The sequence below is a fragment of the Streptomyces sp. NPDC014801 genome (genome assembly GCF_043082085.1).
Classification (GTDB): Bacteria; Actinomycetota; Actinomycetes; order Streptomycetales; family Streptomycetaceae; genus Streptomyces.
Map to the genome: position 1 here is coordinate 124404 of NZ_JBIBXG010000009.1, position 26708 is coordinate 151111.

Below are 26708 nucleotides of genomic sequence, written 5' to 3' on the forward strand. Positions count from 1 at the left end.
TCTCATCGTGACCGCGCCCCGCCCCACCCCCGCCCGCAAGGTCCTCGGCCGGCTGTCGCTGCCGGAGCGGACCTTCGTCGCGGACGCGCTGCGCACCGAGACCGTCGGCGGTGTCCTGCTGCTGCTCGCCGCGATCGCCGCGCTGGTCTGGGCGAACGTCCCGGCGCTGCGCGACAGCTACCAGTCCGTCAGCCACTACCACTTCGGCCCGTCCGCGCTCGGCCTCGATCTGTCCGTGGCCCACTGGGCCGCCGACGGCGTGCTGGCGATCTTCTTCTTCGTCGCCGGGATCGAGCTCAAACGCGAGCTGGTCGCCGGTGACCTGCGCGACCCGAAGGCCGCCGCGCTGCCCGTCGTCGCGGCGCTGTGCGGGATGGCCGTGCCCGCCCTGGTCTACACGCTCACCAACCTCACCGACGGCGGCTCGCTCGGCGGCTGGGCGGTGCCCACGGCCACGGACATCGCCTTCGCCCTCGCCGTCCTCGCGGTCATCGGCACCTCCCTGCCGAGCGCCCTGCGCGCCTTCCTGCTCACCCTCGCCGTCGTCGACGACCTCTTCGCGATCCTGATCATCGCGGTCTTCTTCACCGACCGGCTCGACTTCGCCGCGCTGGGCGGCGCGGTGATCGGCCTCGTCGTCTTCTGGGTGCTGCTGCGCCGGGGCGTGCGCGGGTGGTACGTGTACGTGCCGCTGGCGCTGGTGATCTGGGGGCTGATGTACAACAGCGGCGTCCACGCCACCATCGCCGGTGTCGCGATGGGCCTGATGCTGCGCTGCACCACCCGCGAGGGTGAGGAGCACTCCCCCGGCGAGCACATCGAGCACCTGGTACGGCCGCTGTCGGCGGGCCTGGCGGTGCCGCTGTTCGCGCTGTTCAGCGCGGGTGTCCTGATCACGCCGCAGGCGCTCGGCGACGTCTTCACCAAGCCGGAGACGCTGGGCGTGGTCCTCGGTCTGGTCGTCGGCAAGACGATCGGCATCTTCGGTGGCACCTGGCTCACCGCCCGGTTCACCCGGGCGTCCCTGAGCGAGGACCTGGCCTGGGCCGACGTCTTCGCCGTCGCGACCCTCGCCGGGATCGGCTTCACCGTCTCGCTGCTGATCGGCGAGCTCGCCTTCGAGGGCGACACGGTGCTCACGGACGAGGTGAAGGCCGCGGTGCTCACCGGGTCGGTGATCGCGGCGATCGCGGCGACGGTGCTGCTGAAGATCCGCAACGCCAAGTACCGGCGGATGGTCGAGGCCGAGGAGCGCGACGACGACCTCGACGGCATCCCGGACATCTACGAGGAGGACGACCCGGCGTACCACCTGCGCATGGCCGCGATCCTCGAGGGCAAGGCGGCGGAACACCGGCGGCTGGCGGAACAGAAGGCCGCGGCGCGCGCGGGCGGGTCGGCCGGCGAAGGCACGGGCCCGGCGGCCGGCGAAGGCGGGGGTGGCGGCGAGGGCGCCCGGGACCGCCGTACCGCCTAGGGACCGGCGACCCGGCCGCCGTACCGCCGAGACGGCCTGCGTACCGACCAGACCCCGGTGGGGCGGCCGTCGTACCGACCAGCCGCCGTGGGGCAAGCGGCCGCAATACACCGCGCGTCCCCCCTTTGCCGCAGCCGCCGGAGGCCGGCGTGCCCGCTCGGGAGGCTTTCCTCGCGCGGCGCGCGGTACGCGAAGTGGCGGGCGGGGAAGGCGAGGAGGACGACCGTCCGGCATGATCTGACGGGACGGTACAAAAGACGGGACCCGACGCAGTACGGCGGACACGTCAGGCGGATACGGACCCGAACGCGAGAGAGGGAGACCGCGATGAGCGCACCCGACGGCAGCCCGGTCGGCGCCGAACGCAGCATCGGCCAGTTGTTCGCCTCCGCGACGACCGAGTTGTCGGCGCTGGTGCACGACGAGATCGCGCTGGCGAAGGCCCAGCTCAAGCAGGACGTCAAGAAGGGCGCGGTGAGCGGCGGCGCGTTCAGCGTGGCCGGCGCGGTGCTGGTGTTCTCGCTGCCGATGCTGAACTTCGCCCTGGCCTACGGCATCCACGCCTGGACCGGCGGCCACAACGGTCAGGGCGGCTGGAACCTCGGCTGGTGCTTCCTGCTGTCCTTCGCGGCGAACGTCCTGATCGCGGGCCTGCTCGCGCTGATCGGCGTCGTCTTCGCGAAGAAGGCCAAGAAGAGCAAGGGCCCGCAGAAGGTCGCCGCGTCCATGAAGCAGACGGCGGGCGTGCTGCAGAACGCCAAGCCGCACCCGCGTCCGGAGGTCCCCGCGCTGGAGGACCGCAAGCCCGAGGCCATCGAGGCTGTGGCACGCTCGTCCTCATGACGGACCCCGCCACCTTCCCGGACCAGCCCCCGGCCGCCTCGGACGTACGTATCGACCTCCCCGGCGGGAGACCGGTCAGGCACCGGGACGTCGCCGCCAACGGCGCCCGTTTCCACATCGCGGAGCTCGGCGAGGGGCCGCTGGTGATGCTGGTGCACGGGTTCCCGCAGTTCTGGTGGACCTGGCGGCACCAGCTGGCCGCGCTCGCCGACGCCGGGTACCGGGCCGTCGCAATGGACCTGCGGGGCGTCGGCGGCAGCGACCGCACACCGCGCGGCTACGACCCGGCCAACCTCGCCCTCGACATCACCGGCGTGATCCGCTCGCTGGGCGAGCCGGACGCCGCGCTGGTCGGCCACGACCTGGGCGGCTACCTCGCCTGGACGGCGGCCGTGATGCGGCCCAAGCTGGTGCGCCGGCTCGTGGTCGCCTCGATGCCGCACCCGCGGCGCTGGCGTTCGGCGATGCTCGGCGACCTCCGCCAGTCCCGGGCCGGCTCCCACATCTGGGGCTTCCAGCGGCCCTGGATCCCCGAGCGGCAGCTCACCGCCGACGACGGGGCGCTGGTCGGCCGGCTGATCCGGGACTGGTCCGGGCCGCGGCTGCCCGAGGACGACGTGGTGCGGACGTATCAGCGCGCCATGTGCATCCCCTCGACCGCGCACTGCTCGGTGGAGCCGTACCGCTGGCTGGTGCGCTCGCTCGGCCGGCCGGACGGCGTCCAGTTCTACCGGCGGATGAAGCGGCCCGTGCGGGTGCCGACGCTGCATCTGCACGGCTCGCTCGACCCGGTGATGCGCACCCGCAGCGCGGCCGGTTCCGGCGAGTACGTCGAAGCGCCCTACCGTTGGCGGCTGTTCGACGGTCTCGGGCACTTCCCGCACGAGGAGGACCCGGTCGCCTTCTCCACGGAGTTGGTGAACTGGCTGAAGGATCCGGAGCCGGATCGCTGAAACCCGGCGATCCGGTCGTTTTCCTCGCTCAAGCGGTCAACTCGCCCACGCATCCGAAGCCGTTCGGTGATCGAGTGAACGCGACCGGTATCCGGAACGTGTCCGGAACGGAACAGCTGTCCGTCGAACGGCCAATTGCCGCCCGCATAGGCCAATTGGCGGGCCGCCAAGCGGTTATCGACCTTCGGGCGGGGGCAGACGTCGGGGTATGGGCTGGACGCACGACTACAGTGACGTAGCACGCAACCGCCGCTCGGGCAGCGCCCTGAGCTCCCACCAGCGGGGCGGCACCCCGCAGCTGACGGGGAACGACCCCCGGGTGGGCATTCCGCGCATCCTGCGCCGCCGGGCCCGCTGGGTCTCCGTACGCCTGCGCAACCCGCGCGGCTGACCGGCCCGGCCGGACCGCCCGGCGCCGCACCGGCCACTCACAGCGCGCAAGTATCGCTGTCCACCTGCTGGTTCGCCGTACGGCCCTTGGCGATGTCGTCCTTGATCTCGTCCAGGGTGAGCGCGTAACCGGTCTCGGCGTCGTCCAGCGACTTCGCGAAGACCACGCCGTAGACCTTGCCCTGGGGCGTGAGCAGCGGGCCGCCGGAGTTGCCCTGGCGGACGGTCGCGTACAGCGAGTACACGTCACGGCTGACGGTGCCGCGGTGGTAGATGTCGGGGCCGTTGGCCGTGATCCGCCCGCGCACCCGGGCCGCGCGCACGTCGTAGGCGCCGTTCTCCGGGAAGCCGGCGACGATCGCGCCGTCCCCGCTGGAGGCGTCCGCCGAGGAGAACCGCAGCGCCGGCGCGTCCAGGTCCGGCACGTCCAGTACGGCGATGTCGCGCCGCCAGTCGTAGAGGACGACCGTCGCGTCGTACTTGCGGCCCCGGCCGCCTATCTGCACGGTCGGCTCGTCCACGCCGCCCACGACGTGCGCGTTGGTCAGCACCCTGCGGTCGCCGAAGACGAACCCGGTGCCCTCCAGGACCTTGCCGCAGCCCTGCGCGGTGCCCATGACCTTCACGATGGACTTCTGGGCGCGCGCCGCGACGGGGCTGCTCGCGAGCGCGGGGTCGGGCGGCTGGACCTCCTTGATCGGCTCGTTGGAGAACGGGCTGAAGACCTGCGGGAAGCCGTTCTGCGCGAGGACGGAGGTGAAGTCCTTGAACCAGGTGTCGGCCTGCGCGGGCATCGCCTCCGACACGCCCAGCAGCACCTTGGAGCCGCGCACCTCGCGGCCCAGCGTGGGCAGCGTGGTCTGCGCGAGGGCGGAGCCGATCAGCCAGGCCACCAGCAGCATCGCCACGACGTTGACCAGCGCGCCGCCGGTGGCGTCCAGGGCGCGCGCCGGGGACCAGGTGATGTACCGGCGCAGCTTGTTGCCGAGGTGCGTGGTCAGGGCCTGCCCGACGGAGGCGCACACGATCACGACGACGATCGCGGCGACCGCCGCGGTCGTGCCGACCTCGGCGTTGTCGGTCAGCGCGTCCCAGATGACCGGCAGCGTGTACACGGCGACGAGACCGCCCCCGAGGAAGCCGATCACCGACAGGATGCCGACGACGAAGCCCTGGCGGTAGCCGACGACCGCGAACCAGACGGCCGCGACCAGCAACAGGATGTCCAGCACGTTCACGTGAGACACCCTGTCATGCGCGCCAGTCGAGCGGGACCTGCCGGTCGCGGTCCCAGGGGACCTCCCAGCCGGAGTAGTGCAGCAGCCGGTCGATCACACCGGCCGTGAACCCCCACACCAGCGCCGATTCCACCAGGAATGCCGGGCCGCGGTGACCGCTGGGGTGGACGGTCGTGGCGCGGTTGGCGGGGTCCGTGAGATCCGCCACGGGCACCGTGAAGACGCGGGCGGTCTCGGCCGGGTCGACCACGCCGACCGGGCTCGGCTCGCGCCACCAGCCCAGCACCGGCGTCACCACGAAGCCGCTGACCGGGATGTACAGCTTGGGCAGGACGCCGAAGAGCTGCACCCCGCGCGGATCCAGCCCGGTCTCCTCCTCCGCCTCGCGCAGCGCGGCCCGCAGCGGGCCGTCCCCGGCCGGATCGCCGTCCTCGGGGTCGAGGGCGCCACCGGGGAAGGAGGGCTGGCCGGCATGGGATCTCAGCGACCCGGCGCGCTCCATCAGCAGCAGCTCGGGGCCCCGCTCGCCCTCGCCGAACAGGATCAGCACGGCCGACTGGCGTCCCGCGCCGTCCGCGGGCGGCAGGAACCGGCTCAGCTGGAGCGGCTCTACCGTCTCGGCGGCCCGCACCACCGGGTCGAGCCACCGCGGCAGCCCGTCCTTGCTCAGTGCCACCGGGCCGCCCTGTGTGTTGCTCGTACGCGTCATCGCCACCCCCGTCGTCCTGCCCAGTCCAACGCCCGGCGACACCGAGATCGTTCCGTCATGCGAAGGTCAGCTCCCGGCCCCCAGCGGCGGTGCCGGGATGCCGCCCGCGTCCAGGTACGCCTGCGGCGGGTTGAGCCGCTGGCCGGGGAAGCCGCCCTTTTCGTACTTCAGCAGCTTCTTCGCCTTCTCCGGGTCGGTCTCGCCCTCGCCGTACGCCGGGCACAGCGGGGCGATGGGGCAGGCGCCGCAGGCGGGCTTGCGGGCGTGGCAGATGCGGCGGCCGTGCCAGATCACGTGGTGCGACAGGTCCGTCCAGTCGCTCTTCGGGAACAGCGCGCCGACCGCGGCCTCGATCTTGTCCGGGTCGGTCTCCTCGGTCCACTTCCAGCGCCGCACGAGCCGCTGGAAGTGGGTGTCCACGGTGATGCCGGGGCGGCCGAACGCGTTCCCCAGCACGACGAACGCGGTCTTGCGGCCGACGCCGGGCAGCTTGACGAGGTCCTCCAGCCGGCCGGGTACCTCGCCGCCGAAGTCCTCGGCCAGCGCCCGCGACAGCCCTATGACCGACTTGGTCTTGGCCCGGAAGAAGCCGCAGGGGCGCAGGATCTCCTCGACCTCCTCCGGGTTGGCCGCGGCGAGGTCCTCGGGGGTGGGGTACTTCGCGAACAGCGCGGGGGTCGTCTGATTGACCCTCAGGTCGGTGGTCTGGGCGGACAGAACGGTCGCGACCAGCAGCTGGAAGGGGTTGGTGAAGTCCAGTTCGGGGTGGGCGTACGGGTAGACCTCGGCGAGCTCGCGGTTGATCCGGCGGGCGCGGCGGACGAGCGCCGTACGGGACTCGCCGGTCGGGGTCTTCTCGACGATGGTCTGCGCGGGCGGGACGCCCTTCACGGCGGCGGTGGCCTTCTGGGGAGCGACGGTGGCCTTCTTCAGGGCGGGGGGCTTCTTCGCGGGGGCCTTCGCGGTGGTCTTCTTCGCAGGGGCCTTCGCGGCGGTCTTCTTCGCGGTGGTCTTCTTCGCGGCGGTCTTCTTGGTGGTCGTCTTCTTCTCCGGGGTCGCCTGCTTCGCGGTGGCCGTCTTCTTCGCCGTCGCCTTCTTGGCCGTCGCCTTCTCGGCGGGCGCCTTCTTCGCGGATGGCGCCTTCTTGGCAGCCGCCGTCGTCTTCTTCGCGGCCGTGGTCGCCTTCTTGGCGGCCGTCTTCCTCGCCGGCGTCTTCTTCACACCCTTCGCGGCGGCCGGCTTCTCCCCGGCCGCCCCCTGTGTGGCGTTTGTCGCATTTTCACCGCCGTTCGAGCCCTGTTCGCCCACAGCGGAATCCCGACGTACAACCACCCGCGCAGCCCCCTTGGCCTGTGCTCTCACCGGCGATTTGGACACTCGGCCAGCCTAAAGCCCGGCACCGACATCCGCCTCGGACCGGCAAGATCGGCCCCCAATTGGCCCCCTGCCGCGTACCTCGGGACATGTGTGCGGCATCCTTGTGACAGATCACACTGTTTGGACCGCCCGGCAAAATGGGCACCACGGTCCCCTGGTACATGGGGGAAGCAAGATCCCCTGAGCAGGTCGACAAGGAGAGAACTCGTGGACGACGTTCTGCGGCGCAACCCGCTCTTCGCGGCGCTCGACGACGAGCAGGCCGCGGAGCTCCGCGCCTCCATGACGGAGGTGACCCTCGCGCGGGGCGACTCCCTGTTCCACGAGGGGGACCCCGGCGACCGGCTGTACGTCGTCACCGAGGGCAAGGTGAAGCTGCACCGCACGTCCCCCGACGGCCGCGAGAACATGCTCGCGGTGGTCGGCCCCGGCGAGCTGATCGGCGAGCTGTCCCTGTTCGACCCGGGCCCGCGCACCGCCACGGCGACCGCGCTGACCGAGGTCAAGCTGCTGGGCCTGGGCCACGGTGACCTCCAGCCCTGGCTGAACGCCCGCCCCGAGGTGGCCGCAGCCCTGCTGCGCGCCGTCGCCCGCCGTCTGCGCAAGACCAACGACGCCATGTCCGACCTGGTCTTCTCCGACGTGCCCGGCCGTGTCGCGCGCGCCCTGCTGGACCTCTCCCGCCGCTTCGGCGTGCAGTCGGAGGAGGGCATCCACGTCGTGCACGACCTCACGCAGGAGGAGCTGGCCCAGCTGGTCGGCGCGTCCCGCGAGACGGTGAACAAGGCCCTCGCCGACTTCGCCCAGCGCGGCTGGCTGCGCCTGGAGGCGCGCGCCGTGATCCTTCTGGACGTGGAGCGCCTCGCCAAGCGCTCGCGCTGACCCTCCGGCACGGCGAGCCGGACGCCCGGGGCTTCCTCGTACGCGAGGGAGCCCTCACGCGTGTCCGGGCGCCGTTCCGCCCCGGCGCCGCCCGGGACGCGGCGGCAGCCCGGACCGGCCCGCCGCCCGCCGACCGCCGACCGCCGACCGCCGACCGCCGACCGCCTGCTAGATCAGCCCGTGGTCGCTCAGGTAGTCGAGCTGGGCCCGTACCGACAGCTCGGCCGCCGGCCACAGAGAGCGGTCGACGTCGGCGTACACGTGCGCGACGACCTCGGAGGGCGTGCGGTAGCCGTTCTCGACGGCCGTCTCGACCTGGGCGAGGCGGTGGGCGCGGTGCGCGAGGTAGTACTCCACGGCGCCCTGGGCGTCCTCCAGGACGGGCCCGTGGCCCGGCAGCACCGTGTGCACGCCGTCGTCGACGGTCAGGGAGCGCAGCCGGCGCAGGGAGTCCAGGTAGTCGCCCAGCCGGCCGTCGGGGTGCGCGACGACCGTCGTACCGCGTCCGAGGATCGTGTCGCCGGTGAGGACGGCCCGGTCGGCCGGGAGGTGGAAGCACAGGGAGTCCGCGGTGTGCCCGGGCGTGGGGACCACCCGCAGTTCGAGACCGCCGACGGTGATCACGTTCCCGGCGGCCAGACCCTCGTCGCCGAGCCGCAGCGCCGGGTCGAGGGCACGCACGCGTGTACCGGTGATCTCGGCGAAGCGGGCGGCACCCTCGGCGTGGTCCGGGTGGCCGTGGGTGAGCAGGGTGAGCGCGACGCGCTTGCCGGCCCGCTCGGCGGTGTCGACGACGGTCCGCAGGTGGCCCTCGTGCAGTGGGCCCGGGTCGATCACGACGGCCAGGTCGGAGTCGGGCTCGGAGACGATCCAGGTGTTGGTGCCGTCCAGGGTCATCGCGGAGGCGTTGGGCGCGAGGACGTTGACCGCCCGCTCGGTCGCCGGGCCGGTACGGACCGCGCCGCGCGGCTGGCCGGGAAGGGTGCTGGCGTCGGTCATGCTCGGGCTCCACCGCTCGGAGTCGTCGGGACGTGCTTGGTGAACTCGTCGTGCCCCGGCCAGGTCAGCACGACCTCGCCGTTCTCCACGCGGGCCTCGGCCAGCACGGGCGTCATGTCGCGTGCGGGCGCGGCGGCCAGCGCCTCGGCGGCGGTGGCGTACGGGACGAGCTGGCGCAGCGTGGCGATGGTGGGCGGCATCATCAGCAGCTCGCCCTTGTCGTAGCCGTCCGCCGCGTCGGCCGGGCGGATCCACACCGTCCGGTCGGCCTCCGTGGAGGCGTTGCGGGTGCGCTGGCCGGCGGGCAGGGCGGCGACGAAGAACCAGGTGTCGTAGCGGCGCGGTTCGAACGCGGGAGTGATCCAGCGGGTCCACGCGCCCAGCAGGTCCGAGCGCAGCACCAAACCGCGGCGGTCCAGGAACTCGGCGAAGGACAGGTCGCGGGCGACCAGGGCGGCGCGGTCGGCCTCCCAGTCGTCGCCCGTGGTGTCGCCGACGACCGACTCGGGCGTCGGGCCGGCGAGCAGCACGCCGGCCTCCTCGTACGTCTCGCGGACGGCCGCGCAGACGATCGCCTGGGCCTGCGCCTCCGCCACGCCGAGGCGCTCGGCCCACCACGCGCGCGTGGGGCCCGCCCAGCGGACCAGGGTGTCGTCGTCGCGGGGGTCGACGCCGCCGCCCGGGTAGGCGTACGCGCCCCCGGCGAAGGCCATGGAGGCACGTCTGCGCAGCATGTGGACGGCAGGGCCGCCGTCGGTGTCCCTCAGCAGCATGACGGTCGCCGCCCGCCTCGGGGCGACCGGGGTGAGGGTGCCGTCCGCGAGTGCGCGGATGCGGTCCGGCCAGTCCTCGGGAAACCACTGCCCATTCGCCATGGGCGGAGGCTATCCCGTGGTGAGCGAATGTTCGAGAGGTGATCGAGATCGACGGCTCGGCTGCCGCAGGGGGCGCGGTGGCGGGCCGGCGGCGGCTGGTGAGCACGGCGGCGGTCGGGCAGTCGCCGGTGGGCGAGGCGGCAGCCCGACGGTCGCGGGTGAGCCGCCGGTGGGCGGGCTCGCAGCCGCCGGCGCGGTGGCCGCTCGACAGGCGCCGACGCGGTGGCAGGCTCCCAGCCGCCGGTGGGCACGGTGGCAGCTCGACAGACGCCGGCGCCACGGCCCGCTCCCAGCCGCCGGGGAGTGTGGCGACGGGCTGGCAGCCGCCGGGGTCGCGGCAGTGGACCGACAGCCGCCGGGGAGTCGCCGGTGAGCGCGGCAGCGGCCCGGCAGCCGCCGTGGGCGCGGCAGCGGCCGGACAGTCGCCCGTGGGCGCGGCAACGGCCGATCGTCGCCAACGAAGGCGGGCGGCGGTCCGACCTCGGCCATCGGAGGCGGCGGTACCGGCCTCGCCCATGCCGGTCGGCGGCCCGACAGCCAAAGGCGAGCAGCCGCGGGCCATCGCGGCAGCCACCCGGCGGCCGCTGCCATCGCGGCAGCAGCGAGACAGCGCGGACTGTCGCGACAGCGGCGACACGGCGCGGCCCGTCACCGCAGCCGCGCGGCGGCCGCAGGTCATCGCCGCGGCGGCCCGGCATCCGCCGCTGATCGCGGGCAGCCCCCGGGCCGCCCGCGCGTCCTACGGCAGCAGCTCGACCTGGATCTCGACCTCGACCGGCGCGTCCAGCGGCAGGACGGCCACGCCGACCGCGCTGCGCGCGTGCACGCCCTTGTCGCCGAGGACCTCGCCGAGCAGCTCGCTGGCGCCGTTGACCACGCCGGGCTGGCCGGTGAAGTCGGACGCCGAGGCGACGAAGCCGACGACCTTGACCACGCGCGCGATCCGGTCCAGGTCGCCCGCGACGGACTTCACGGCGGCCAGGGCGTTGAGGGCACACGTGCGGGCCAGGCCCTTGGCCTCCTCCGCAGTGACCTCGGCGCCGACCTTGCCGGTGACGGGCAGCTTGCCCTCGACCATCGGCAGCTGGCCGGCGGTGTACACGTACGGGCCGGACTGCACGGCCGGCTGGTAGGCGGCGAGCGGCGGCACGACCTCCGGCAGCGTCAGGCCCAGCTCGGCCAGCTTCTGCTCGACGGCGCTCATGCCTGCTTCTCCCGCTTCAGGTAGGCCACCAGCTGCTCGGGGTTGTTCGGGCCGGGCACGACCTGGACGAGCTCCCAGCCGTCCTCGCCCCAGGTGTCCAGAATCTGCTTCGTGGCATGGACGAGCAGCGGCACGGTTGCGTATTCCCACTTGGTCATGGGGGGACTGTAGCCGCTGTGCCGCGCGCCCCCTCTGACCTGCCCCCAGCACGCCCCGCGGCCCGGGTTTTCCACAGCCCTCGGCGCTCTCCGCCACCCCGTTGTCCACAGCCTGCGGGTTGACCCGGACGCGGACTGGTTACGCTCGAAGACGTGAGCAGGCTCCAGGTGGTCAGCGGCAAGGGTGGGACCGGGAAGACGACGGTCGCCGCCGCTCTCGCGCTGGCCCTCGCGACGGAGGGGAAGCGGACGCTTCTCGTCGAGGTCGAGGGACGGCAGGGCATCGCACAGCTCTTCGAGACGGAGGCGTTGCCGTACGAGGAGCGCAAGATCGCGGTGGCGCCCGGGGGCGGGGAGGTGTTCGCCCTGGCCATCGACCCCGAACTGGCGCTGCTGGACTACCTCCAGATGTTCTACAAGCTCGGCGGTGCCGGCCGCGCGCTGAAGAAACTCGGCGCGATCGACTTCGCCACCACCATCGCACCCGGCCTCAGGGACGTGCTCCTGACCGGCAAGGCGTGCGAAGCGGTGCGCAGAAAGGACAAGTCGGGGCGTTTCATCTACGACTACGTGGTGATGGACGCGCCGCCCACCGGCCGCATCACCCGGTTCCTGAACGTCAACGACGAGGTCGCCGGGCTTGCGAAGATCGGCCCGATACACAATCAGGCGCAGGCCGTGATGCGGGTGCTGAAGTCGCCGGAGACGGCCGTGCACCTGGTGACGCTGCTGGAGGAGATGCCGGTCCAGGAGACCGCGGACGGTATCGCCGAGCTGCACGCGGCCCGGCTGCCGGTGGGCCGGATCATCGTGAACATGGTGCGGCCCTCGCTGCTGGACGCCGCCGAGCTGGACCTCGTACGGACCACGCCGCGGGCGGCTCTCGCGCAGTCGCTGTCGGCGGCCGGGCTCGGCGGGGCGCGCCGCGGCGGGCACGCCGAGCGTCTGGTGGACCCGCTGCTGGAGCAGGCCGAGGAGTACGCCGAGCGGCACGCGCTGGAGCAGGAGCAGCGGGCCACGCTGGGCGAGCTGGGCCTGCCGCTGCACGAACTGCCCCTGCTCGCGGAAGGCATGGACCTGGCGGGCCTGTACGAACTCGCCACCAAGCTGCGGAAGCAGGGGATCGCATGAGTCCGGAACCGGCTCTCGCCGCCGAGGGCACCCGCCCTCTCGCGCCCGCGCGTGTGCTCGACGTCGATCCGATCCTGGACGACCCGCAGACCCGGATCGTGGTGTGCTGCGGCTCGGGCGGTGTCGGCAAGACGACCACCGCCGCGGCGCTCGGCCTGCGGGCCGCGGAGCGCGGGCGCAAGGTGGTCGTGCTCACCATCGACCCTGCCAAGCGGCTCGCGCAGTCCATGGGCATCGACTCGCTGGACAACGTGCCGCGCCGGGTCAAGGGCATCGAGGACTCCGCCGGCGGCGAGCTGCACGCGATGATGCTGGACATGAAGCGCACCTTCGACGAGATCGTCGAGGCGCACGCGGATCCCGACCGGGCGGCCGCGATCCTGGGCAACCCCTTCTACCAGTCGCTCTCGGCGGGCTTCGCGGGCACGCAGGAGTACATGGCGATGGAGAAGCTGGGCCAGCTGCGGGCCCGGGACGAGTGGGACCTGATCGTGGTCGACACGCCGCCGTCCCGTTCCGCGCTGGACTTCCTGGACGCGCCCAAGCGGCTCGGCTCGTTTCTGGACGGCCGGCTGATCCGGCTGCTCACGGCGCCCGCGAAGCTCGGCGGCCGGGCCGGGATGGCGTTCCTCAACGTCGGCATGTCGATGATGACCGGGACGCTGGGCAAGCTGCTCGGCGGTCAGCTGCTGAAGGACGTGCAGACGTTCGTGGCGGCGATGGACACGACCTTCGGCGGGTTCCGCACGCGCGCGGACGCCACGTACAAGCTGCTGCAGGCGCCGGGGACGGCGTTCCTGGTGGTGGCGGCGCCGGAGCGGGACGCGCTGCGGGAGGCGGCGTACTTCGTGCAGCGGCTGGCGGCGGAGAAGATGCCGCTGGCCGGCCTGGTGCTCAACCGGGTCCACGGCAGCGGCGCCGCCCAGCTGTCCGCGGAGCGGGCGCTCGCGGCCGCGGAAAATCTTGAGGACGTCCGCATTGTGGATCAGACGGGCGGGAAAGCTGGACTTCGTAACTCTCCCGACACGTACGGAAGTTCAGCACCCGAGAGCCCGGAGAGCCCTGAGAGCACCGAACGCCCTGAGAGCACCGAGAACGCCGCGGACCCGGAGCGCCCCGCGCACGCCGCGGACCCCGACAGCACCGAGGACTTCGACCGCACCGAGGACTTCCGGACCGACGCGGATTCCCCGAACCACCGGGGATCTGCCGCCGCCCGCACCGACGAGGCTCCCCCGCCCGCCGAGGACGGCACCCGGAACGCCGACCGGCTGGCCGCCGGTCTGCTGAGGCTGCACGCCGAACGCATGCAGCTGCTCTCCCGCGAGCAGCGCACGCGGGATCGCTTCACCGCACTGCATCCCGAGGTCGCGGTGGCCGAGGTGGCCGCGCTGCCCGGCGATGTGCACGACCTCGCGGGGCTGCGGAACATCGGCGACCGCCTCGCGGCGAACCGGCCGGAGCTGCCGTAGGCGTGCCGCTTGGGGGGTGGCTGCCTGGGTACTGGTGGCTTTCTCCACGGCGTCCGGCCTGCCCGGCTCGTCCGGGCGACGGTGTGCTTCAACGCGTGCGGTGCACGTGAGCGTGTGCGGTGCAGGTGAACGCATCCGGCGCGCGTGAACGCGTGCGGCACACGTCGGTGCATCCGCCGTACGTCAGCGCACCCGGCGCACGTCGACGCGCCCGGCGTGACGCTGCACGCCGTGCACTCCCGGACGCCGTACCCCTGCGTCCGTCAGCTCACCGCTGCGTACACCTGGTCGTCCTCGAGGGGCACGATGCCCGCCCCACGCTCGTACTCCGTGCGCGCGGTCTCCAGGAGCCGGCGCCAGGAGGTGACCGTCGGACGCCGGCGCAGCAGAGCGCGGCGCTCCCGTTCCGTCATGCCTCCCCACACGCCGAACTCGACGCGGTTGTCGAGCGCGTCGGCCAGGCATTCGGTGCGTACCGGGCATCCGGTGCACACCGCCTTGGCCCTGTTCTGCGCTGCTCCCTGAACGAACAGTTCATCCGGATCGGTAGTGCGGCAGGCCGCCTGCGCACTCCAGTCGGTTACCCAGCCCATACCGGCGCCGTCCTCTCCCGAATCGAGGCTCCCCCACGGCGGCAGCGGCATATTCACCGCCGCCAGTTGAGGACGTTACGGAAGGTGGGCACAGCGCAACACCCCCAGCGGGCCCAATCTTGAATGGCCCGAACGGACTATGGGGAAGCGTGAGATCACCCGGGCGAGTGAGCGGGCGACATACGCGACTCTCCCGGCAAACCGGGACAGCACCGGCTCGCCACAAGGGACGCCGTATGACACACAAGGCGGATTCGGACACGCCGCCCCCGCGGGCAACCCGCGCGCATGACACCCGCGGCACCACCCGCGCATGACCCTCGCGAACACCCCGGGCGCCCCCGCGGACCACCGCCGGCACCCCGCGAACTCGCGCGGATCCCGGCAGGCTTCGGCGGATTTCCCGCCGAAAGGGGGACGGCCGGAACGATTCGGGGTCGCCGGACGTATTGATACGTGGCCGCACCGCTGTGACAGTTGAGAGCAGCTTAGGCCAAGGCATATACGCGTGTCCGGCGAATGAGAACGTAGGCTGCCCTCATGCCAAAGAAGCGCTCGGGCGGTGGTCTGTCGCCAACGCAGCAGGCCGCCAAGTTCCTCGGTGTCAGTGTGCTCGCGGGAGCGGTGCTGGCCGGTATCGCGCTGCCCGCGGTCGGCGCGCTGGGCCTGGCCGCCAAGGGCTCGGTGGAGAGCTTCGACGAGCTCCCGGTCAGCCTGAAGACCCCGCCGCTGAGTCAGCGCACCACCATCCTCGACGCGGACGGCGGCCAGATCGCCTCGGTCTACTCCCGTGACCGCACGGTGGTGGCCCTGAAGGACATCTCGCCGTACATGCAGAAGGCGATCGTCGCGATCGAGGACTCGCGCTTCTACCAGCACGGCGCGATCGACCTGAAGGGCGTGCTGCGCGCGCTGAACAAGAACGCGCAGAGCGGCGGCGTCGCCCAGGGCGCGTCCACGCTGACACAGCAGTACGTGAAAAACGTCTTCGTGGAGGAGGCCGGCGACGACCCGACGAAGGTCGCCGAGGCCACCCAGCAGACACTCGGCCGCAAGATCAAGGAACTGAAGTTCGCGATCCAGGTCGAGGAGGAGCTGGGCAAGAAGAAGATCCTCGAGAACTACCTGAACATCACGTTCTTCGGCGAGCAGGCCTACGGCATCGAGGCCGCCTCCGAGCGCTACTTCTCCAAGCCCGCCAAGGACCTCAACCTGCAGGAGTCGGCCCTGCTGGCCGGCATCGTGCAGTCGCCGAGCCGCTACGACCCGGTGAACGACGAGGCGGAGGCCACCAAGCGGCGCAACATCGTGCTGCAGCGCATGGCCGAGGTCGGCGACGTCTCCCAGGCCGAGGCCGACCGCGCCAAGGCGGCCCCGCTGGGCCTGAAGGTCAGCCGCCCCAAGAACGGCTGCATCACGGCCGTGCAGGGCGCCGGCTTCTTCTGTGACTACGTCCGCGAGGTCTTCCTGACCGACCCGGTCTTCGGCAAGACGCGCGCGGAGCGGGCGAAGGTGTGGAACCAGGGCGGCCTGACCATCCACACCACACTCGCCCCGCAGGCCCAGGAGTCGCTGCAGGCCTCCGTCAAGGAGCACGTGAACAAGAGCGACGACGTGGCGACCGCCGCCACCATCGTCGAGCCCGGCACCGGCAAGATCCTCGCGATGGGCCAGTCCCGGCCGTACGGCTTCGGGAAGAACGAGACGCAGATCAACCTCTCGGTCAACCAGAAGATGGGCGGCGGCGCCGGCTACCAGCCCGGTTCGACGTTCAAGCCGATCGTGGCGGCGGCGGCGCTGGAGGGCGGCATGCCCGCCACGAAGTCCTACCCCTCGCCGTACGAGATGGAGTACCCGCACCCCGTCTCGGCCTGTGACGGCAAGCGGTGGAACGAGAGCGGCGTGAAGCTGACCAACGAGAACGAGTCCGAGGTCGGGCCGTTCTCGATGAAGGAGGCGACGGCCAAGTCCGTCAACACCTACTTCGTGCAGATGATCAGCGAGATCGGCATCTGCCCGGTCACCGAGATGGCGCAGAAGATGGGCGTCCAGCGGGCCGACGGCAAGAAGATGCAGCAGGCCCCCTCGATCGCGCTCGGCACGCAGGAAATGTCCCCGCTGACCATGGCGAACGCGTACGCGACCTTCGCCTCGCGGGGGATGTACTGCACGCCGGTCGCCATCGAGTCGATCACGCAGCGGGTCGGGGACCAGACGAAGTCGCTGAGGGTGCCGAAGTCGACCTGCTCGCGCGCGATGTCCGAGAAGACCGCCGACACGGTCAACACGCTGCTGCGCGGCGTCGTCGAGGACGGCACCGGCAAGCAGGCGGGCCTCGACAGCCGCCCCAGCGCGGGCAAGACGGGTACCACGGACGAGCGCTACGCGGCCTGGTTCGTGGGCTACACGCCGAACATGGCCGGCGCGGTGTGGGTCGGCGACCCGGCGCACAAGCGGAAGATGCAGCAGATCTCCATCGGCGGCGTCTGGCACGACAAGGTCTACGGCGGCGAGGTCCCGGGCCCGATCTGGAAGGACATGATGTCCGGCGCCCTGCAGGGCAAGCCCGCGCCGGACTTCTCCCTGGTCGACATCCCGGACGGTGACAAGGGAAAAGACAAGGGGAACGGCAACGGCCGCGACGACGGCAACAACGGCGGTGACGGCGGCTTCATCGGCGGCCTGATCGGCGGCGACAACGGCGGCGGCCCGTTCCCGACTCCGTCCTTCTCCCTCCCCGAGGGCTGGATCCAGGGCCAGGGCAACGGCGGCGGCCACGGACGCGGCCACGGCGGCTGAAAGGCTCCTACTGGATTCCGGCAGGGTTACGGCGACGGGGGCGCCCCTCGGTGAGGGGGCGCCCCCGTCGTCGTCACCGCCGAGCGGTCGGCGTGGCCGTCCGGATCAGCCGGCGAGCTGCTTCTTCACCGCGGCGGCGACGCGGCCGCCCTCGGCCTGGCCGGCCACCTTGGGGTTGACGATCTTCATGACGGCACCCATGGCCCGCGGACCCTCGGCGCCGGCCGCCTTGGCCTCCGCCACGGCCTGGGCGACGATCGCCTCCAACTCGTCGTCGGACAGCTGCTTGGGCAGGTAGGCGGCGAGGACCTCGCCCTCCGCCTTTTCCCGCTCGGCCTGCTCGGCGCGACCGCCCTGGGCGAACGCGTCGGCGGCCTCGCGGCGCTTCTTCGCCTCGCGGGTGATCACCTTCTGCACCTCGTCGTCGGAGAGCTCGCGCTTCTCCTTGCCCGCGACCTCCTCCTTGGTGATCGCGGCGAGCGTCAGCCGGAGCGTCGAGGAGCGGAGCTCGTCGCGCTCCTTGATCGCGGCGTTGAGGTCTTCCTGCAGCTTCGACTTGAGCGTGGTCATGCGAGTGATTGTCGCAGGTGCGGGAGGGCGGACGCCCGTCGATTAAACGGCGGGCCGCGCGGACGGCCGTCGGGCGGCTGGGATGGGGTCGTCCACAGGCCGGGCCGCCGGGACGGCCGGGGTTGTCCACAGGCCGGCGCGGCCGGTCGTCCGTATCTGACACGATGTCCGTATGCGCGCGCGATACAAGATCCCCCTGGGAATCGCGGCGGCTGGCGCCGCCGGAGTGGTGTACGCGGCGGGCTTCGAGGCCCGCTCCTTCCGCCTGCGACGGGTGACCGTCCCGGTCCTGCCGTCCGGAATGCGCCCACTGCGCGTGCTGCAGGTCTCCGACATCCACATGGTCGGCGGGCAGCGCAAGAAGCAGCGCTGGCTGCGCTCGCTGGCCGGACTGCGCCCCGACTTCGTGATCAACACGGGCGACAACCTCTCCGACCCGGAGGGCGTGCCGGAGGTGCTGGACGCGCTGGGCCCGCTGATGGAGTTCCCGGGGGCGTACGTCTTCGGCTCCAACGACTACTACGGCCCGCGGCTGCGCAACCCCGCCCGCTACCTGTTCGAGAAGGTCCAGGGCCGGCACGGCCTGAACGGCAACCCGCCCGCCGTCGGCGTGGTCCACAACCCGTGGGAAGACCTGCGGGACGGCTTCGACGCGGCCGGCTGGCTGAACCTCACCAACACGCGCGGGACGCTGAAGATCGACGGGGTGTCGGTCGAGCTGACCGGTCTGGACGACCCGCACATCAAGCGCGACCGCTACGCCCGGGTGGCCGGCGGCCCGTCCGGCTCGGCGGACTTCTCGATGGGCGTGGTCCACGCGCCCTACCTGCGGGTACTGGACTCCTTCACGGCGGACGACTACCCGCTGATCCTGGCGGGCCACACGCACGGCGGCCAGCTGTGCATCCCCTTCTACGGCGCCCTGGTCACCAACTGCGACCTGGACACGGACCGCGTGAAGGGCCTGTCCACGCACACGGCCGAGGGCCGCACGGCGTTCCTGCACGTCTCGGCGGGCTGCGGCACGAACCGCTACACGCCGGTACGGTTCGCCTGCCCGCCGGAGGCGACGCTGCTGACGCTGGTGGCGAAGGACTGAGCGGACCAGCACGGCCACTCACCCACACGGCCCAGCCCGAAAAGCCCCCCTTGCCCGTTTACGCCTAGCTTGGGGGGCATGACAGCCCCGATACCCAGGGACATCCCGGACCTGCCCGCGATACCGGGAACCCACCCCGCCGTCCTGCCCTCCCCGGTCCCCGCCGCAGCGGTGGTCCCCCCGGTGCGCCGCCCGCTCACCGCGGTCTTCCGCGTCCTGACGGCCCTCCTGGCCGCCGCCGGCGTGACCCTCTACCTCCTCCTGGGCAGCCCGGCGCGGGTCCTGTCCTACTTCACGATCCAGAGCAGCGTCCTGCTGGCCGTGGTCTCGCTCCTGTCGGCCCGCCGCGCCTGGACGGCCCGCCGCCCCCTCTCCTCGGCCCTGACCGGCGCGACGCTCCTCTACGTCGTGATCACGGCCCTCGTGTACCACCTGCTCCTGGCGAACACGGCGAGCCCGTTCTCCATGACCGGCGCCGGCGCGCCCACGGGCTGGGCGGCGGTGGCCAACCAGCTCCTGCACACGGTGGCCCCCGCGGCCGCGGTCCTGGACTGGTTGCTGCTCACCACGCCGGGCCACCTGCACCTGCGCCAGGCGGCGACCTGGCTCCTGTACCCGCTGGCCTACCTGGCCTTCTCCCTGGCCCGCGCGGAGTTCCTGCTGCCCGGCACTCCGGCCCGCTACCTGTACCCCTTCCTCGACGTCGAGCAGCACGGCTACAAGAGCGTGCTCGCCAACGCCCTCCTGCTGGGCCTCTCCTTCTACGCCCTGGCAGTCGTCCTCGTGGCCCTCGACCACGTCCGCCCCAACCCCCTGCGGCGTCACCGGCGCCCCCGCTCCACAACCGGATTTCGTCTCCAGCCGCCAGTGGGCTAAAGTAAACGACGTCGCCGCGACGAGCAGCGACACCGGGGTGTAGCGCAGCTTGGCAGCGCGCTTCGTTCGGGACGAAGAGGTCGTGGGTTCAAATCCCGCCACCCCGACGCCAGTCAGAGGCCCATCCACGTGATCGTGGATGGGCCTCTGACGTGTTTGAGGGGCAAGGGCTTGCGTCGGAGTCCGCTCAGGCGCGAGCCGGAGAGCGGTCGTGGGGTGTGTCACGTCCTCGGCGCCGGCAAGGACAGGTCTCCTGCCTGGCGAAAAAAACTCGAAGGACAATCCGCTCGGCCCATTACATTGAACTCGGCGCGGCTTAATTTACGACAAGCACTTCCCATGAAGTTTCACCAAATCGCCTCACTCGATTGCCGCGCATCCGGAGGAGCGCTGCATGCATTAGCGGACTATGACGAAAGCAAGTTGCTTTTCCTCGGCATCCTCCAGGCCGACTGCGGAAAAGCTCCCCACGGCCCGTGGCGTGGCGGTAGGGCGGTACATCTTCACGCCCGCCTCGGCCTACTCGTCGCCCGACGCCCACGGCACCCTGCACGGTGACGGCGCGAAGGTCGAACTGCGGGTGACGGAGGCCCTGCTCAGGGAATTCCTGGCGCTGCTGGACACGGCCCAGGAAGAGATCAGCCGCCGGTGGGGCGATCAAGGGCATTCCGATTGTCTTGCCGCGCATGGTTGACGGAGGCGAACTTCCGTGAATCACGATTATCCGGATCACTGGTTTAGCCGCCACGATGATTATCTCGGCGGCTACCAGGACGGGCAGTCCGCACCCTGGCACATGGGTGCCACCGAGACGCTGCATTCGATGACCTCGCCGGTGGGGGGCTGGGATCCCGTCGAGGAACTCACCTACCTGCTGCAGGATGCCGCGACGGCGGAGCAGGTGGCTTCCGTGCCACCCCCTCGCAGCGAGCCGCCGCCCGGCATCGACCGCACCGACGACCCGATGGACAACCTGGTCAAGATCACCACTGAGTTACCGCCCATCCGGCGCTTCTCCGCCGGGCATCGGAAGGTGCGTGTCCGCGAGCCCCGCTTCACGAGGCTGCAGACCCTCAGTTATCTCATCGCCGCGATCGCCTGTGTGATCGTTTCGATGGTCAGTGTCTTCGGCGGCATGGTGGCCTACGCGCCTCTTCTGCATCTCGCGCCCAGTACACGGGGCGCCATGGCACACGCGTGGCCGCTCCTGATCTATGGCCCCTGGATGGTGGCCTCGCTCTCCGTCCTGCGGGCCGCCCTGCACCAAAAGCGTGCGATGCACTCGTGGTTCGTCGTTCTGCTGTTTTCCTCTCTGGCGATGATCCTCTGCATGGCCGAGGCCGAGAGGACCTTCACGAGCGTCGCCGCGGCCGCTTTGCCGGCCCTCGCGTCGCTGGCCTGCTTCCAGCAGTTGGTCCGTCAGATCACGCTCACCAGACCCCCGCGGCAGAGGACTTCGCGTCGCCGACAGCGCCTCGTTCCCCACTCTCCGGAGACCACGAAAACGAAAAGGGCCTAGCCTCAGGGCCGGTGGTCTTGGGCTCCCGGCTGGGGGTCCGATTTCAGGGCCGCTGCTTCGCTTTTGAGGATGCGGAGGGACTTGCCCAGGCTGCGGGCCGCTTCAGGGAGTTTCTTGGAGCCGAAGAGCAGGATGATGACGATCGCCACGATCAGCAGGTGCCAGGGTTCGAGGCCGTTGCGGAGCATCGTGCCCATACCTCCGGGGTGTCGGTTGCCTTCTTGCGCAACTGTATAACTGTGGGTCGGAGGTCAGGCGTCCGAGTCCGGTTTTCCGCTTGCTGCCGCGTAGGCCTGGGACGGGGTCATGGGGACACCGTTCAGCTCGACCGTCTTGTACGGGCTGACCTTGGCGCAGGTCTTGGCCTCGTCGGCGGTCTGGGCGTGGGCGTTGGACGTGGCTTCCTTGGTGTCGGCGGCCGGTGGTGCGGCGTTGCCGTGGGGGTAGGTCGCGCCCGAGGGCCAGTCCGCGCCGATCACCAGGGTCAGGCCGGTGCCCGGGCCCTCCTTCAGGTGTGTGGCCGGCAGGCCCAGCGCCTTGGCCGCCGTTTCGGCCTCCGCCTTGTGGCCGGTGCCGTAGGTGAGGGTCGTCGTGCCGGTGCGGCTCGGGGCGTTCTCGGTGGTCGTGTCGCGGCTGAAGCCGGCGTCGGTGAGCGCCCTCGCCACGGCCGAGGCGCGGCCGGTGATCGCCGTGCCGTTCTCCACCGTCACCGCGATCCGCGACGCCGGGACCGGCGGGGTGGAGGGTGAGGCCGCCGGCTTCTTGTCGCCGGCCTTCGCCGTCAGGGACTGGTCGCCGGCGATGGTGGCGAACAGGCTCTTGGCGCCCGGGCCCACGACCACGCGGTCGCGGTTCGCGGGGTCGGGGGCCGTCTGCATCGTCGTGAACGTCATGCTCTTCGTCGGGACCTTGTCCAGGTCCGCCGCGAGGGAGACCAGCTTGCGGACGCTGTCGAGACCGTCGTCCACGGTCAGCGCCTTGGTCGCGGCGTCGGCGAGGTCGTAGACCGCGGTCGGGTCGGTGAGCGTGCCCGCGCTCTTGAACTTGCGGATCATCGCGCTGAGGAAGATGTGCTGCGAGACGGTACGGCCCAGGTCGCTGCCGTCGCCGAAGCCGTGCCGGGAGCGGACGAACTGCAGGGCCGCGACGCCCTTGAGGGTGTGCGTGCCGCGGGACAGCTTCAGGTGCGAGTAGGTGTCGTAGACGTTGTCGTCGACGCAGACGGAGACGCCGCCGACCGCGTCGGACATCTTCACCACTCCGGAGAAGTCGAGCTTGACGAAGTGGTCGATGGGGATGCCGGTGAGCTGGTGGACCGTGGCCACCTGGCAGGCGGGGCCGTACTCCAGCGCGCTGTTGATCTGGCCGTAGTAGCCGGGCGTGGACCGGCCGTCCGCCGGGTCCTTGCAGGCCGGGACCTGGGTCATGGTGTCGCGCGGGATGCTCATCACGGTCGCGTTGGAACGGTCGGCCGCTATGTGCACCACCATCTGCACGTCCGCGTTGCTGCCGGTCTGCACGCCGGTCTTCGAGCAGCCGCCGCCGAGCTTGCAGTCCTCGGCGCTGGTACGGCCGTCGGAGCCCATGACCAGGATGTTGATCGGGGTGCGGCCGAAGGCGTCCGCCGTCTCCGTGCCGCCCTTGCCGTCCAGCGAGACGCTGTTGATGTTGCCGTTCAGGTGCTCGTAGAACCACCAGCCGGCACCGGCGGTGATCAGGACGAGCAGGGAGAGGCAGATTCCGGCGAACCGCAGGAGGCGCCGGGCGCGGCTCACCGGCTGCCGGGGCCGGCGGCGCGCGCGGGAGCCGGAGCCGCGGGACCCGGGGCCTTGGGAGCGCTCGCCGGCTTTCTCCGGGCGCGAGCCCGCCTTGTGGGAGCTGTGGCGGCGCGGGCCGGGGACGTCCGAGCGGGGTGTCGGCTCGTCACGCCGGGTGCGCCTGCCGCCGTCGCCGCCTCTGGCACGCGTGGCCTGGCCGCCCGGACCGTTCCGCGGCTCGCTCATCTCCCACTCCCCTGAACGATCGGACGATCGGGCGTCTTGCTTGCGTGATTGCGCAATCTAACAAATGACGAGCGGTCGGCCGTGCGGTCCCACCATCCCTTTACAGGGGAGGCACGAGGGCGGTGCGTGGTTCCACGTGAAACATCACGGCTTCCCCTCCCCTGTCCGTCCACGCCGTTCGTGACGGGATCCCACGGCCGCGAGACAGGCGGCGTACACGGCGAGAACGGCGGTGAGCAGCGCGTAGTACAGCCCGGGGAGGGAGGTCAGTCCGAGAGGCGGCCCGAGCGGGGACGGCGGGAGCGCCAGTCCTACGGCGACCAGGGCCGCGGCGGCCCAGGTGACCGGGCTCGGTGCTCGCCGTTCGGCGGCATGCCGTCCGGTGCGCAGCAGGAGCATGACCAGGGCCTGGGTGAGGAGGTTCTCCGTGAACCAGCCCGAGTGGAACTCCGCCTGGTCGTCCCCCGTGCCCGGTCCGTGCAGGGCGAGCGCGAGCGCGCCGAAGGTGGCGAGGTCGGCGACCGCGTTCAACGCGCCGAAACCGGTGAGGAAACGCAGCAGGTCACGGGGGTGCAGCAGGGTCGGCCGGGTGAGCAGGCGGGGGTGCGGGCGGTCGTAGGCGAAGGCGAGCTGGGCGGCGTCGAAGCACAGGTTCTGCACGAGGACCTGGGCCGGGAGCATGGGCAGGAAGGGCAGCAGCAGGCCGGTGGAGAGCATCGCGATCACGTTGCCGAGGTTGGAGGAGAGCGTGACGCGCAGATACGTGGCGATGTTGGCGCCCGCCTCCCGGCCGGCGGCGATGCCGTGGGCGATCGCGGTGAGGTCCTTCCCGGCGAGCACGACGTCGGCGCCCTCGCGGACCACGTCCGCCGCGTCGCGCGGGGCGATGCCGACGTCGGCGGCGCGCAGCGCGGGCAGGTCGTTGACGCCGTCGCCGAGGAAGCCGACGGTGTGTGCGGTGCGCAGAACGCGGGTGATGCGGGCCTTGTGCTCCGGGGTGCAGCGGGCGAAGACGGTCGTACGGCCGGCCAGCTCGGCGAGTTCGGCGTCGGTGAGGGTGTCGACGTGGCCGGCGGAGACGACGGCGTCGGCGGTGACGGGGAGGCCGAGGTCGCGGCAGGCGCGGGCGGCGGTGGCCGGGTGGTCGCCGGTGAGGACCTTGACGGTGACACCGCGGTCGGTGAGGTCCCTCAGCGCGGCGGCGGCGGTCGGGGCGAGCGCGTCGCGCAGGGTGACCAGGCCGCGGAAGGTGAGGCCGCGCTCGTCGGCGGGCGTGTGGGCGCGAATGCGGGCGGGGCGTTCGGCGGTGGCGACCGCGAGGACGCGCAGGCCGTCGCCGGCCCGGTGGGCGGCCAGGTCGTGGAGGCGGGCGCGGTCGGCGTCGGGCAGCGCACAGCGTTCCAGGACGGCCTCGACGTCTCCCTTCACGACCAGGGTGTGCGTGCCGAGGCGGCCGGGCGTGCGGACGACGGCGGTGGCGAGGCGGCGCAGCGGATCGAACGGGAGGGCGGCCACCCCGTCGTAGGCCATCAGCTCGTCCGGGGCGTTGTAGGTCATCCGCTCGCCCGGCCCGTCGTGAGCCATCCGCTCGCCCGGCACGCTGTGGGCCATCAGTGCGTCCGGCTCGTCCGTCTCGCGGAACGCTGCTTCCAGCAGGGCCTCGTCCAGGGCGTCCGGTGCAGGCAGGTCGGCGAGGTGCAGGGTCCACCACGCGTTGACGGCCGCCCAGTGCAGTACGGCGGGGTCGTCGCGGCCGTCCGGGCCGAGGGCGCGGTGGACGACCGGGCGGTCCTGGGTGAGGGTGCCGGTCTTGTCCAGGCACAGCACGTCGACCGCGCCGAGGTCGTGCAGCGCGGGCAGCCGCCGCACGATCACTCCGTGGGCGCGGGCGAGCCGGGCGGCGCCGCGGGCCAGGCAGGTGGTGACCAGGACCGGCAGCATCTCCGGGGTCAGCCCGACGGCCACGGCGACGGCGAACGGCAGGGTCTCCAGACCTCGGTCACGCAACGCCGCGTTCGCCATGAGCACCAGCGGCGGGGTCAGCAGCATGAACCGGATGAGGATCCAGGAGACGCCGTGCACCGAGCGGTCGAAGGCGCCGGGCTGCCGCCGGTCGGGGCCGTGGGCGTGCGCGGCGGCGAACCGGGTCCGCGCGCCCGTCGCCGTGACGACCGCGGTGGCGCTGCCGGACGCCACGCTGCTGCCCTGGAAGCAGTACTGCGGCTGCTCCAGTACGCCGGCGCTGCGGTACGAGGGCGGCGGGTCGTCGGCGTGCTTGGGCACCGGGGCGGATTCGCCGGTCAGCGCGGACTGGTGCACGGTCAGGCCGCGGGCGCGCAGCAGGCGTACGTCCGCCGGTATCAGGTCGCCCGGGCCGAGCCGGACGATGTCCCCGGGGACCAGTTCGCCGACCGGGATCTCGCGGCTGACGGGCGGTGCGTCCTCGTCGGCGCGGCGCTGGACGGTGACCGTCGTCGCGACCAGCTCGCGCAGGGCGGCGGTGGAACGGTCGGCGCGGTGCTCGCCGGTCGCGCGGAGCACGCAGCTCAGGGCCACCAGCAGGAGGATCACGGCGGCGGTGCCCCAGGCGAGGACGGCCGCGGAGACGAGGCCGAGGCAGAGCAGGACGGCGGTGAAGGGGTCGCGCAGGCCGCGGGCGACACGGCGGGGCCAGGTGGTGTCCGGGCCGGGCGGGAGGGTGTTCTCGCCGTGGCGGGCCAGACGGGCCTGGGCTTCGGCCTCGGTGAGGCCGCGTGGGGTGGTGGCCGTCTCTCGGAGTACTTGGAGGAGGGTGGGGGGTGCGGCGGGGGGCCTTGGGTCGTCCTGCTGTGCGTCCGGGGTCGGGGACGCCGTCGTCTCAGCCACCGATCCGGCGCAGGCGGTGGGCGGGGGCGGTGGCCTGCTGGGTGCGGGCCGTCATCTGGTCCACCATGACGCGGACCAGCGTGGCGATGTCCGGGTCGTCGATGTAGTACACCTGCCGCCGGCCCTCGCGGCGGGAGCGGACCAGCCCGGCGAGCTTCAGCTTCGCCAGGTGCTGGCTCACGGCGGGCAGGGCGCCGCCCACGCGGTGCGCGAGGTGCGTGACGTCGCTCTCGCCCTGGGAGAGGGCCCACATCAGGTGCAGCCGGGCGGAGGAGGCGAGCAGGCCGAACGCGGCGGCCGCCTCTGCGAGTACCTCGGCGGGCGGGTCCTCGACGCCGTCGGCTCTGTCCTTCACGAACCTCTCCTGTTCCCGCCTCGGCTCGGCCGATGCCTGCGGGTCACCATGGTAGGGGGGTGGGGTGGGGCGGGGGTTCGCGGTGCGGTCGGCCTCGGCTTCGCCTTCGGCCGTACTCGTTCCCACCCGCACCACCCGTGCGGGCATCGATGTCGGGTGCGGGTGGCCCTCGCGGGGCGGGCCCGCCGTCGGCGGCTGTCGGGTGGAGGGCCGGTGGCCCCGTCCTCGGCTTCGCCTTCGGGGCGTGTTCGTTCCGACCCGCACCACCCGTGCGGGCATCGATGTCGGGTGCGGGTGGCCCTCGTGGGGCGGGCTCGCCGT

The 26708-nt window shown here is 72.0% G+C and carries 24 protein-coding genes, 1 tRNA gene and 1 pseudogene; 13 read left to right on the forward strand and 13 right to left on the reverse strand.

The genetic code is table 11. The features are described from left to right. The first annotated feature begins 7 nt into the window (after positions 1-7). From nhaA to ACF1AL_RS22455, 4 genes are all read left to right on the forward strand, one after another. The gene (gene nhaA / locus ACF1AL_RS22440) at positions 8-1477 is read left to right on the forward strand and encodes a Na+/H+ antiporter NhaA (protein WP_391827081.1); all 1470 of its coding nucleotides are present in this window, start codon (positions 8-10) and stop codon (positions 1475-1477) included. A 327-nt stretch (positions 1478-1804) separates the two neighbouring features. Then, entirely contained in the window at positions 1805-2320 is a 516-nt protein-coding gene (locus ACF1AL_RS22445) for a phage holin family protein (protein WP_366836884.1), read from the forward strand. Then, the gene (locus ACF1AL_RS22450; protein ID WP_391820768.1) at positions 2317-3273 is read left to right on the forward strand and encodes an alpha/beta fold hydrolase; all 957 of its coding nucleotides are present in this window, start codon (positions 2317-2319) and stop codon (positions 3271-3273) included. Before ACF1AL_RS22445 ends, ACF1AL_RS22450 begins: the two co-directional genes overlap by 4 nt. Before the next feature lie 208 nt (positions 3274-3481). Then, the gene (locus ACF1AL_RS22455) at positions 3482-3664 is read left to right on the forward strand and encodes a hypothetical protein (protein WP_366836886.1); all 183 of its coding nucleotides are present in this window, start codon (positions 3482-3484) and stop codon (positions 3662-3664) included. A gap of 37 nt (positions 3665-3701) precedes the next feature. Here ACF1AL_RS22455 and ACF1AL_RS22460 read toward each other — a convergent pair whose 3' ends face one another. The 3 genes from ACF1AL_RS22460 to nth form a co-directional block, all read right to left on the reverse strand. Then, the gene (locus tag ACF1AL_RS22460; protein WP_391778024.1) at positions 3702-4901 is read right to left on the reverse strand and encodes a MarP family serine protease; all 1200 of its coding nucleotides are present in this window, start codon (positions 4899-4901) and stop codon (positions 3702-3704) included. Between the two features lie 13 nt (positions 4902-4914). Then, entirely contained in the window at positions 4915-5610 is a 696-nt protein-coding gene (locus ACF1AL_RS22465; protein ID WP_366836888.1) for a CoA pyrophosphatase, read from the reverse strand. Between the two features lie 66 nt (positions 5611-5676). Next, the gene (gene nth, locus ACF1AL_RS22470) at positions 5677-6831 is read right to left on the reverse strand and encodes an endonuclease III (RefSeq protein WP_391827084.1); all 1155 of its coding nucleotides are present in this window, start codon (positions 6829-6831) and stop codon (positions 5677-5679) included. Between the two features lie 363 nt (positions 6832-7194). Here nth and ACF1AL_RS22475 point away from each other — a divergent pair, with 363 nt between their 5' ends. Next, the gene (locus tag ACF1AL_RS22475) at positions 7195-7869 is read left to right on the forward strand and encodes a Crp/Fnr family transcriptional regulator (protein WP_366836890.1); all 675 of its coding nucleotides are present in this window, start codon (positions 7195-7197) and stop codon (positions 7867-7869) included. 168 nt (positions 7870-8037) lie between these two features. Here ACF1AL_RS22475 and ACF1AL_RS22480 read toward each other — a convergent pair whose 3' ends face one another. The 4 genes from ACF1AL_RS22480 to ACF1AL_RS22495 all read right to left on the reverse strand — a co-directional run bounded on the left by ACF1AL_RS22480 (position 8038) and on the right by ACF1AL_RS22495 (position 11105). After that, positions 8038-8868, reverse strand: coding sequence for an MBL fold metallo-hydrolase (locus ACF1AL_RS22480; RefSeq protein WP_391827086.1), 831 nt, complete (start codon positions 8866-8868; stop codon positions 8038-8040). Next, complete coding sequence (locus ACF1AL_RS22485; RefSeq protein ID WP_366836894.1) at positions 8865-9743, reverse strand: NUDIX hydrolase; 879 nt, start codon at positions 9741-9743, stop codon at positions 8865-8867. The genes ACF1AL_RS22480 and ACF1AL_RS22485 overlap by 4 nt, the downstream gene beginning before the upstream one ends. 739 nt (positions 9744-10482) lie before the next feature. Further along, on the reverse strand, positions 10483-10947 hold the full coding sequence (locus ACF1AL_RS22490) for a RidA family protein (protein ID WP_366836895.1): 465 nt from the start codon (positions 10945-10947) through the stop codon (positions 10483-10485). Next, a complete protein-coding gene (locus ACF1AL_RS22495; RefSeq protein WP_003975360.1) occupies positions 10944-11105 on the reverse strand; it encodes a DUF4177 domain-containing protein in 162 nt (53 codons plus the stop codon). Before ACF1AL_RS22495 ends, ACF1AL_RS22490 begins: the two co-directional genes overlap by 4 nt. A gap of 153 nt (positions 11106-11258) precedes the next feature. Here ACF1AL_RS22495 and ACF1AL_RS22500 point away from each other — a divergent pair, with 153 nt between their 5' ends. Both ACF1AL_RS22500 and ACF1AL_RS22505 read left to right on the forward strand, forming a co-directional pair. After that, entirely contained in the window at positions 11259-12236 is a 978-nt protein-coding gene (locus ACF1AL_RS22500; protein WP_366836896.1) for an ArsA-related P-loop ATPase, read from the forward strand. Then, a complete protein-coding gene (locus tag ACF1AL_RS22505) occupies positions 12233-13708 on the forward strand; it encodes an ArsA family ATPase (protein WP_391827088.1) in 1476 nt (491 codons plus the stop codon). Before ACF1AL_RS22500 ends, ACF1AL_RS22505 begins: the two co-directional genes overlap by 4 nt. Before the next feature lie 263 nt (positions 13709-13971). On the opposite strand, the gene wblA is transcribed toward ACF1AL_RS22505, so the two are convergent. Further along, positions 13972-14301 (reverse strand): transcriptional regulator WblA, encoded by a 330-nt coding sequence (wblA, locus tag ACF1AL_RS22510; RefSeq protein ID WP_391658972.1) that lies wholly within the window; start codon positions 14299-14301, stop codon positions 13972-13974. A gap of 540 nt (positions 14302-14841) precedes the next feature. Between wblA and ACF1AL_RS22515 the strand changes: the two genes are divergently transcribed. Then, positions 14842-17100 (forward strand): transglycosylase domain-containing protein, encoded by a 2259-nt coding sequence (locus ACF1AL_RS22515; RefSeq protein ID WP_366836898.1) that lies wholly within the window; start codon positions 14842-14844, stop codon positions 17098-17100. 105 nt (positions 17101-17205) lie between these two features. Here ACF1AL_RS22515 and ACF1AL_RS22520 read toward each other — a convergent pair whose 3' ends face one another. Continuing rightward, entirely contained in the window at positions 17206-17670 is a 465-nt protein-coding gene (locus ACF1AL_RS22520; RefSeq protein ID WP_366836899.1) for a GatB/YqeY domain-containing protein, read from the reverse strand. 172 nt (positions 17671-17842) lie between these two features. On the opposite strand from ACF1AL_RS22520, the gene ACF1AL_RS22525 reads away from it, so the two are divergent. From ACF1AL_RS22525 to ACF1AL_RS22545, 5 genes are all read left to right on the forward strand, one after another. Next, positions 17843-18769, forward strand: coding sequence for a metallophosphoesterase (locus ACF1AL_RS22525; protein ID WP_366836900.1), 927 nt, complete (start codon positions 17843-17845; stop codon positions 18767-18769). Positions 18770-18847: 78 nt separating this feature from the next. After that, a complete protein-coding gene (locus tag ACF1AL_RS22530; RefSeq protein ID WP_391827090.1) occupies positions 18848-19645 on the forward strand; it encodes a Pr6Pr family membrane protein in 798 nt (265 codons plus the stop codon). A gap of 33 nt (positions 19646-19678) precedes the next feature. Beyond that, a tRNA-Pro gene (locus ACF1AL_RS22535) sits at positions 19679-19752 on the forward strand. A 374-nt stretch (positions 19753-20126) separates the two neighbouring features. Continuing rightward, positions 20127-20339 carry a hypothetical protein gene (locus tag ACF1AL_RS22540; protein ID WP_391827092.1) on the forward strand — a complete coding sequence of 71 codons (213 nt, stop codon included), beginning with the start codon at positions 20127-20129 and terminating at the stop codon, positions 20337-20339. 15 nt (positions 20340-20354) lie between these two features. After that, a complete protein-coding gene (locus ACF1AL_RS22545; RefSeq protein ID WP_391827094.1) occupies positions 20355-21164 on the forward strand; it encodes a DUF2637 domain-containing protein in 810 nt (269 codons plus the stop codon). Positions 21165-21199: 35 nt separating this feature from the next. Here the strand turns inward: ACF1AL_RS22545 and tatA are convergent. The 4 genes and pseudogenes from tatA to ACF1AL_RS22565 form a co-directional block, all read right to left on the reverse strand. Continuing rightward, positions 21200-21352: pseudogene (gene tatA, locus ACF1AL_RS22550) on the reverse strand (Sec-independent protein translocase subunit TatA); the annotation flags it as partial. Between the two features lie 63 nt (positions 21353-21415). Then, positions 21416-23167 carry an LCP family protein gene (locus ACF1AL_RS22555; protein ID WP_391778031.1) on the reverse strand — a complete coding sequence of 584 codons (1752 nt, stop codon included), beginning with the start codon at positions 23165-23167 and terminating at the stop codon, positions 21416-21418. Positions 23168-23311: 144 nt separating this feature from the next. Further along, positions 23312-26032, reverse strand: a complete 2721-nt coding sequence (locus ACF1AL_RS22560) for an HAD-IC family P-type ATPase (protein ID WP_391827096.1) — start codon at positions 26030-26032, stop codon at positions 23312-23314. Continuing rightward, a complete protein-coding gene (locus ACF1AL_RS22565) occupies positions 26025-26387 on the reverse strand; it encodes a metalloregulator ArsR/SmtB family transcription factor (protein ID WP_366836948.1) in 363 nt (120 codons plus the stop codon). Before ACF1AL_RS22565 ends, ACF1AL_RS22560 begins: the two co-directional genes overlap by 8 nt. Positions 26388-26708: the final 321 nt, after the last annotated feature.